Source organism: Rhodopirellula islandica (assembly GCF_001027925.1).
GTDB lineage: Bacteria > Planctomycetota > Planctomycetia > Pirellulales > Pirellulaceae > Rhodopirellula > Rhodopirellula islandica.
This window is the reverse complement of sequence record NZ_LECT01000045.1, coordinates 56,883-65,496: the sequence shown is the minus strand read 5'-3', so window position 1 is coordinate 65,496 and position 8,614 is coordinate 56,883. Positions and strand designations below refer to the sequence as shown.

Sequence of the window (8,614 nt, the reverse complement as noted above, 5' to 3'; positions counted from 1 at the left end):
CCGGGGCGAAGCTCCCCGCCAAACGATCCCCCGGTGCGCGCCCCGCCATCGCCTCCACGGCCCAGATTTTGAAATTTACAATTTACAATTTCACTTTTTCAATCCATCTTCCGTCGCCGCCCGCCACCTGTCGCCGCTCCGCGGCTTGCCGAGCCAGGTGATGATGCCCAAGACCTCGGGTTGAAAACCCGAGGCTAACGACTGTCACCGCTCCGCGGTTGTTCGAAGGCCCCGATACCGACGACCAGTCGCGGAGCGACGGCAGCCGAAAGCCTTGGGTTTCCAACCCAAGGTCACACGCCGACGGCACACAACTCCCAAGTCGCGGAGCGACGACAGTTGCTTGCCGCCTCATCCCCGAATGCCCCCGGTTCGCATCCCCGCACGATGGGCTCTCAAGCCCGTCGAAATGGTAACCCGATGCGTCAGCGAGGCACGCGTGGGATGGCCAAAACGCAGATTCGTGGGGGACCTTTTTCGGGCCCGATGGCGTCACGCTGGTCCCTGCCACCAACCGATATGAAACGCTCGCGTTCGACCTGGCGCTCAACAACAACTGTCGCCGGAGCAGCAACCGAATCCGCTCAGCCGCCACCACTCAAAGGAAGTCCTCTGCGTCGTTCAAGCGTCCTTCCTCCGACTCAAAAAAATCCGATCCCCCATCATCGACCTGGCTTTCAGCAAAAGGGTCTTGCTGCAACTTCTGAACCTCAAAGTCATAGAGGTTGAAGACACTCTTCTGGCCAGTTGGAAGTGTGTAAACACGGCTGCTGCATCGTCCCACCTGAAACAATCCGTCTGTCCGCAGTGGCGACTCGGACTCGTGAAAGCAGTGATCATTGAAGAAAGCCTTGTACCCCCGTTCGCCGACGTCCAGTCGCAGGCGAGCGGTTCGCATATTCTCACTCGACAAGGACCATTCTTTATAAGACGAGGATGACATTGCTTTCTCGGGAACCGAATTGACACAGAGAAACTTGGCTCCTGGACAGAACCGAATTTGAGCCCCACGCAATTCGTTTCTCAGGCCCCCGTTTCCATCCGGGCCGCAGAGCAAACCAACGCCATACGGAGATCTCGTCGCGTCCATGAAAGTCACCGTGACCTCATATCGAGCCGGCAATGGATAGCGAATCTGGTTCCATAGAAAAAAGGAGTGGTCCAACCAATCCGTTTCGATTTGATACCCTCCCATGGGATCGTCACTCTCGGCGATGACTTCGACCGTTTCCAAACCAGACGGTGCGTTGCTCTGCTCACCAATTTGCTCGTCCCCATCCGCTCCGTTCAACTCCAGGTCAAGCTGATTCGCTTCGCCAATGCACTTCTCACTCGACCGCAACTCCAAACGTGAGTGGTTGCCAGCCGGGATGAAGCTGGCGGCAAGTTCGTTGACCGTGAACTTGACTTGCTCGCCGCGGTGAAAACGGTCCAAGAGATTCAATTGGGTTCGCCGGCGAGCCAGCATTCGCATGGCATATTCTCGCTTTGACTCAATCGCCTCAGCGGACAAATCAGAAAAACGCTCCGCAATAAAATCCGGATTGTCCAACCAAATGGATTCCAAATCGTCCAACCGCGGATTCAGACTAGCAATTTTTGCAGGGTCCAACCTTTCACTGTTGAACACCAGCTGTTGGTGAATTGGCATCCATGAAAAGTACGATGCCCCGCTGGCCATTCGACAGATGAAACGCACCTCTTCCTCATCCATGTTGTGCGTTTTCCAATTCACGATGCGACTGCGTTGGCCGATTGTTTCCAGCAACGCTGAGACATCGTCAAACTGCCCGGCCTCCCACAGGATTTGCAGGGCGTCCCCCAAATTTCTCTCGCCGTAATGATATGTTCGATTCGCATTGCTGAGCTTGCGCCAAGCGTCAACTGAACGCCGTGCCCACATCAAATTCCCGGGCTCGTCCAACATCGAAACATCGGATGTGCGACGCGCAAAATAGAATCGCATGAACAGATGAGAGTGCAGAGCAACCAATCCGTCCGGCGTTTCAGTATCCAAGCACTTCGATGCAATTGACTGCTGCAGCTCTTCGCTGCCTCCCCAGCGAGGCATCGAGGCAAAGCTATAGCTGTCGTAGGCGCGTTGATGATCGAGATGCCCACTCAAGGCCAGCCTGAACCAGTGGTGCACTGACAAAGGCGTGCTACCACTCGCCATTTGCATTCCCAGCGGAGCACTGGCCAACATGGCCAGTTCAGGCCGAAGCAAGTAGGCTTCCACCATGTGCGTCGACGCCACATTGGCCAGTTCTCCAAATGTTTCCATTGCGGAGGGGGCAGTCTCTGAAACATAACTCGTTCCTCGATTGTCCCAGGCCACCCTTCTATAAAACTGCCCAATCACAGCATGCACGACAAACGCGGGGACGTCCGGTTGTTCTGCCGATGTCAATCCATCCAGAAAGTCCATTTGGGCAACGGAGTTGAGGACATCCACCGCCTGCAGCATCCGAGTCAAGCACACGTGATCGCGGCCAACACTGGGACTGCGACTCGAAGCCTCCTGCCATGCCACAGGCCAAGCCGCAAGAAACCGACGCACCGCCGCGTCATAACCATCCGAGTTCCTGTCTACGGCGTGGCACAACAAGGATTCACTGTGCACCAACGCGGCAAGCACTGGATCGAACGACTCCGGCGACTCTGCAATCCGATCAGAAGCTTTGCCGACACGTTCGAAATTTGTTTCTCTCGTGTCCCCGAAATCGCATTTCAAAAGGGCCAGCAAAACGAGAGGGTCGCCCGTCGCCTCAAATTCCTTGACATCGTCCAACGCCTTCTTCGGCGGGTGTTCCGAACGGTATCCGAAATACAAGCACTCACGAAGACTGCCTGTCATTTGCTCGACGTTGTCGAGGTCTGGATTGCGTTGAACAAAGTCTTCCAACATCAGCTCAACGTCGGCCATGAACTCGTCGCATAAGTCCGCAAAAAAGAGGGGCGGATCTTCGCCAACCAAGGGCGCGTCGTAGACATCCAGCAGCGCCGTTTCCAGATGAGGGTCCACCTTCGCCCGAGCCTTGACCGCATCACGAAGCCGGGTTCGCTGACTCGCCACATCGATTGGAAACCGCTCGAACATCGTCCGAAACGTTTCCGCCTTCAGATCCTGTGCACTCAGAGCATACTGTTCCCGGTACTTCATCGCCTCAGCTTGCACCTTCATCTGCTCCGCCATGGCGGCAGAAGATGCGGCAGCCTGAGCCAACCTGTTTTGCTCCGTTCGATAGAGATAGAAACCGCCGCCCCCGACCGCCGTGGCACTCACCACCAATGCGATCAACAAGACCTTCCAGAGGATCCTCTTGGGAGCCTTCTCGCCGGAAAGTGACTTCGACTTTGTCATACCCAGTGTTCCCGCCATCAATCTGTTCGAACGTGCACGGGATGTTGCCTGTTGATCGACCTCGGCACCCGCCAAACACCGTGCTCTGACCAACCAGTCTAACTCAATAAAACCCACGGCGGGGAAAGCCAGGCCCCCACACCAGAAAACTGACTCGCCTCGACGATCGAAACTCCAAGAAACCCACGACCTGTTCGCTCGATGCTGAGCGGTGTCGCGGCCGAAACGCAACTGACTCGGGTGGCCTGAATAGGGTTGGCGGCCAAGTGTCCCCGGTCGATCCTGTTGTCATTGCCGCGGGACCATCCAAATGGCAAGCCGACGGGCAAGTCTTGAAATTGCACGGTGTCACCTCGCCTGGGTTTGGTGGATACTTTCATTGTTCAAACCAGGCCTTCACCGGCCCGGCAATGGCTGTATCGCCACGATCGTGGCGAAACTCGCAACGTCAAACTGCGCAAGCGAGAGCCAGGGATTTGACTCGATCTCTTGTTCACGCTTCTCCCCACCCAAAGACATCTCAACTCAAATCTTGAGTGACTCAGGACCTGTGACCAAAATGCATTTCCGATTCAAGCTTGCCATCGTTGCCGTTTTTGGCGTTGTGATCGCGACCAATTCCTCGGCAAATGAGCCGGTGACCCTCGTGTCACTTCTGCATGAGATGACTGACCGAGAAAAGGTCGCTCGCTACCCTCATCATGAGTTCCGACTGAAGCAGGCGAGCAGCTACAACCGTGCTTCGAAAACCCCCGACGATCCCAAAGGTTGGTTTGACAATTTCGATCGAAACACAAACGACACTCACAAGAATTACGTTCGCGTAGAAGACAACCAGGGGCGCAAAGAGTACGTGGTGATGGAGGACGAAGGCGCCGGAGCGATCACTCGCTTTTGGGTGCCTTGGAAAAACCAGCTGCAGCCAGGAACCGATGTTGTCATTCGGTTTTACCTGGATGGTGCCTCGAAGCCCGCCATCGAAGGAAACATGTTCGACTTGTTTCAGGGAAAGGGACTGATCCCGTTTCCACTCGCCCACGAATCTCTGCGATCGGCTGTTTCGTTCTTCCCGATTCCGTACGCCAGAAGCTGCAAGGTGACGATGTCGGACCATCCGTTTTTCTTTCAGTTCACCTACCGGGAATACGAGGAAGATGTCGCCGTGAAGACGTTCTCGATGGACGACTTCCAGTCGGCGAAACGGCTGATTGACACAACCTGTCAGAAACTTTTATCGCCCAGCACATCCGGGTCGGGTGACGTTGTGAATCTGAAAGAGACCCTCGCCGGTGGAAACGAGCAATCGGTTTTGCTACCCGCACAGGAGGCAGCGATCACATCGTTGTCGCTCAAGTTAGGCAGTTACGAAGCCCCGAACGTGACGCGGCATGTCGTCTTGAAGATCCGCTTTGACAACAAGGAAACCGTGTGGTGTCCGATCGGCGACTTCTTCGGCGGTGGCATCGGTTTGAATCCATTCCAGGGTTGGTATCGCACGGTGGATGCTGATGGCACGATGACCTGCCGATGGGTGATGCCGTACCAAAACAACGCGAAAATATCTGTCGTGAACCTGGGCAAAGATCCAGTCGACGTTGAACTTTCCGCCACGATCGACGACTGGAAATGGGATTCGTCCAGCATGTACTTCCACGCTGGCTGGCGAGGTCAATACCCTGTGCCGACACGCCCTTACTCCGACTGGAATTACGTCACCTTGCACGGTCGTGGCGTGTATGTCGGCGACACGCTCACGATCATGAATCCAGTGGAACGATGGTGGGGAGAAGGTGACGAAAAGATTTTCATCGACGGCGAATCGTTCCCTTCGATTTTTGGCACCGGAACCGAAGATTACTACGCCTATTCCTGGGGCGGGCGCAGCACCGACTTTTATGAGCATCCGTTTCATGCTCAACCGTTCAGCCACCAGTACAACCAACTGAACCGCAAACCCAAGATTGACGAAAAGAACACGCAAGGTTTCAGCACAGAGACACGCACTCGAGCACTCGACACCATGCCGTTTTCCAGCTCGCTCAAACTGGACATGGAAGTTTGGTCCTGGACGGATTGCGACATGGGCTACGGCGTGGGTGTCTATTGGTACGGCGACGCTGACACCAAATCAAACCACGCGCCGGACCAAGAGGAGGTGTTGAATGTTCCGCCAGTCCCAACAACGAAATCCACGCCACGCAATGCAACCACTTCCAGCACCGGCCACGCGTTTCCTAATTCAGTGGAGGTGAACGTGAAAAATGTTCTCTCCAAACCAGAGCACATCGCCCTGAAGCCACAGAACCTGAAGCGAATGAAGCTCAAGGGAACTTGGAGCCAGGACGACCAAGTGCTGTTCAAAAACACGCGGATTGGTGACGCCGTGGAAATCCGCATTCCAGCGTCGGGCTCCGCGGCCGAGACGCTAACGCTGCACGCCACCAAGAGCGGTGACTATGGGATCGTGAATTTCTCAGTCAACGGCCAGCCCGCCGCTGCGAACGTCGATTTCTATTCCGGCGAAAAACCGACTTCTCACGGTCCAATTGCACTGGGAACATTCGATCCCGTCGACGGCGTCTACGTCCTGCGAGCGGAAGTCACCGGTCAAAACAAAGACTCCTTGGGAACCTTGTTTGGGCTCGACTGCGTGACGCAGGTTCCTGCCACCGGTGGATTTTAACCACTCACGGTTCACCGGAGCTCAACAACAACTGTCGCCAGAGCAGCAACCGGAGGCGGTCGGCAAGGAAATCGCCGCAGGTTTTTCGGCGTTGTCGCTGGAGTAGACCGCGAAATGATCGGCAATCGTTTCACGCGAAGCCGCTTCGGCGAGTTCGTCCGTGCAGACCTCGCCGCGCGTGTACATTCGCCCGGCGTCATCACACACGTACTTGAATGGGCCACGATAAACCCGTTGGTACCCGCTCGCTGATGCAGCACCGGATTCAATCGCCTCCTCATCGGTCCGCGTCGCGATCACAGTCATCGATCGGAACGCGATGCCCTCGACCACTCGCCACGGTTCGGTCTGCAACTCCGCGATTTGAAGGTCTTCGAAACCAGCGTTTTCAAACGCTTCCAAGAACGCCGATTGCTTGTACGCGCCGGAGATGCAACCGCTCCACAATTCGGGGTCCGCTTGCATCTCTTCGGGAACCTCTTCGTCACAAACGATGTCGCTGATCACCGCTCGACCGCCTGGTCGCAAGACACGGAAGATCTCGTCAAACAACAGCTCCTTCTCATCGGCATCGACCAGATTCAAGACACAGTTGCTGACCACAACGTCGATCGTTTCATCATCGATCAGGGGCGATTCCCGCCGTTGCTCAGCCAAGTAAGCCTCCAGCGCACGAAGTCCCGCGTCGTCGGTCACCGGATGCTGCTGCAAGTAAGCCTGGACCTCATCGCGATCGATCGCCAAGTCTTGGATCTTGCCTTTGCGGAACGTGACGTTGTCGTAGCCGATCGCAGCAGCGACCTTCGGCTGCGATTCGCGAGCCAGCTTGAGCATGTCGTCATTCATGTCGACACCGATCACACGGCCTTGCTCACCCACCACTTGCGAGGCGATGAAGCAAATTTTCCCGCCGCCGCTGCCCAAATCCAAGACGGTCTCGCCAGGGCGGACGTATTTCGATGGATCACCGCAACCATAGTCGCGATCAATGACTTCTTGCGGGATGACTTTCAAGTACTTCGCGTCATAGTCGACCGGGCAACAAAGCTCGGCCTCACGCTCATGGGCCGCTTGGGCGTAACGTTCACGGACGGCGGCTTCCACATTCAATGAAGTCATGGCGATTCAGCAAGAGAAGAGAGTGAGAAAAAAGAATTTGGAAGGGCGATCATTTCAGGGAAGCAAAGCGCCACCACACCCGCTGCCGGCCCCGGCCGTGCAACCGTAACAATGGTCCGCCAATGCGATCGGCTGATCAACCAGCTCATCGAGCGATTCGATGGACCAAACCGTGCGTGGTTGTTGAGACAAATCGATCATCTGATTGAAATCACAATCGTAAATCTGACCGTCCCAACTGACCGACACCAATGACCGGCACATCACCTCCTCCGTGGCTTTCGCGTTGAAGTTTTCCGACAGCAACCGCAGGTAATCGTCCAGGCAACCCCGTTTTTGCAGGAATTGAGCGTATCGGCGGATGGGAATGTTGGTGATCGTCAGCAAATTGCCAAACTCAATCCCGTATCGAGCCGACAATTCGCGTCGGTAATCGGCTTCCAACTTGGCTTGATCCGGCGGCAGCGATGGCCCGGTGGGGTTGTAGACCAGATCCAATCGATGCGTGTCGCTGTCGCGCCGATACCCGAGTTCATTCAGCCTCAGCAGCCCCTCAATGCTGCGTCCAAAGACGCCGCCGCCGCGTTGCCCATCGACGTTGTCTTCCAGATAACACGGAAGCGATGCCACCACGTCGATTTCGTTCTCTGCCAAAAAATCGGCCACCCATTCAAAGCCGGGCTCGCTCAGGATGGTCAGATTGCAGCGATCGATGACCCGCAAACCGGCTGCCCGAAACGCTTCCGCCAACCGGCGGAAGTTCGGATTCATCTCCGGTGCGCCGCCGGTCAAATCGACGGTGGTGATCGCGGGGCACGACGCCACCAATTCCAACAAACGATCCGCCGTGCGGTCGTCCATGTTTTCGCGTTTCTTGGTCGGACCAGCGTCCACGTGGCAGTGCGTGCAGGTTTGATTGCAAAGTTTGCCGAGATTGATTTGAAGCTGATTCAGCTGGTTTCGCCAGAGCTGGCCACCTTCCAGACGCGATGCAAACGTTGGGACCACACCGGTGGGGAGACCTTCATTCACAATCGGTAGCAAACTCGACACAGGGGCTTTCTCCAAGGATTCATCTGGGCGGCAGGATCGATTCAAATCGTACGATCCGTCATCGGCAACAGCACACTTCGAGCACTGACGCCGGAAAGGTCGAAATGGAAACCATTTGAGCGGCCCCAACGTACAAGATGGCCAACGAAGTCCTATCCCCGTTGTTGCGACAAAACGGTAGGATGACGTTAGCACGGTATGGGGAACCGGCCGGTTGTGCGTCGAAGTTCGTTTTCGCAGAAAGCATTTGCGAAGCGATTTTCCCTGCAATTGATTGGTTTTTGAGGCGTTGGAAGATAGCTTCCGTCGTCTTGTGGGTGACTTGTGGCGTACAGTTTGCGTAGGGAAACAAATCGGGTCGAAAGATTCGCCAGTTTGACAGTCGGTCTGGTCTA

5 protein-coding genes are annotated in these 8,614 nt (G+C 55.8%); 2 read left to right on the top strand and 3 right to left on the bottom strand.

Annotated elements, in window-relative coordinates; genetic code table 11:
* Nucleotides 1–184: hypothetical protein (locus tag RISK_RS33240; protein ID WP_236696628.1), on the top strand; the 184-nt coding region annotated here is incomplete at its 5' end.
* A gap of 414 nt (nt 185–598) precedes the next feature.
* Here RISK_RS33240 and RISK_RS23675 read toward each other — a convergent pair.
* Nucleotides 599–3,364, bottom strand: coding sequence for a hypothetical protein (locus tag RISK_RS23675; RefSeq protein ID WP_047816809.1), 2,766 nt, complete (start codon nt 3,362–3,364; stop codon nt 599–601).
* Between the two features lie 646 nt (nt 3,365–4,010).
* Between RISK_RS23675 and RISK_RS23665 the strand changes: the two genes are divergently transcribed.
* On the top strand, nt 4,011–6,047 hold the full coding sequence (locus tag RISK_RS23665; protein WP_236696627.1) for a glycoside hydrolase family 172 protein: 2,037 nt from the start codon (nt 4,011–4,013) through the stop codon (nt 6,045–6,047).
* A 21-nt stretch (nt 6,048–6,068) separates the two neighbouring features.
* Here RISK_RS23665 and RISK_RS23660 read toward each other — a convergent pair whose 3' ends face one another.
* Nucleotides 6,069–7,157 carry a methyltransferase domain-containing protein gene (locus RISK_RS23660; RefSeq protein ID WP_047816807.1) on the bottom strand — a complete coding sequence of 363 codons (1,089 nt, stop codon included), beginning with the start codon at nt 7,155–7,157 and terminating at the stop codon, nt 6,069–6,071.
* Between the two features lie 63 nt (nt 7,158–7,220).
* The gene (gene arsS, locus RISK_RS23655) at nt 7,221–8,264 is read right to left on the bottom strand and encodes an arsenosugar biosynthesis radical SAM (seleno)protein ArsS (RefSeq protein ID WP_160311496.1); all 1,044 of its coding nucleotides are present in this window, start codon (nt 8,262–8,264) and stop codon (nt 7,221–7,223) included.
* Nucleotides 8,265–8,614 lie beyond the last annotated feature (350 nt).

Excerpts from the sequence above, each read along its gene's own strand:
- RISK_RS23675 (WP_047816809.1), bottom strand. The coding sequence starts at position 3,364 with ATGACAAAGTCGAAGTCACTTTCCGGCGAGAAGGCTCCCAAGAGGATC.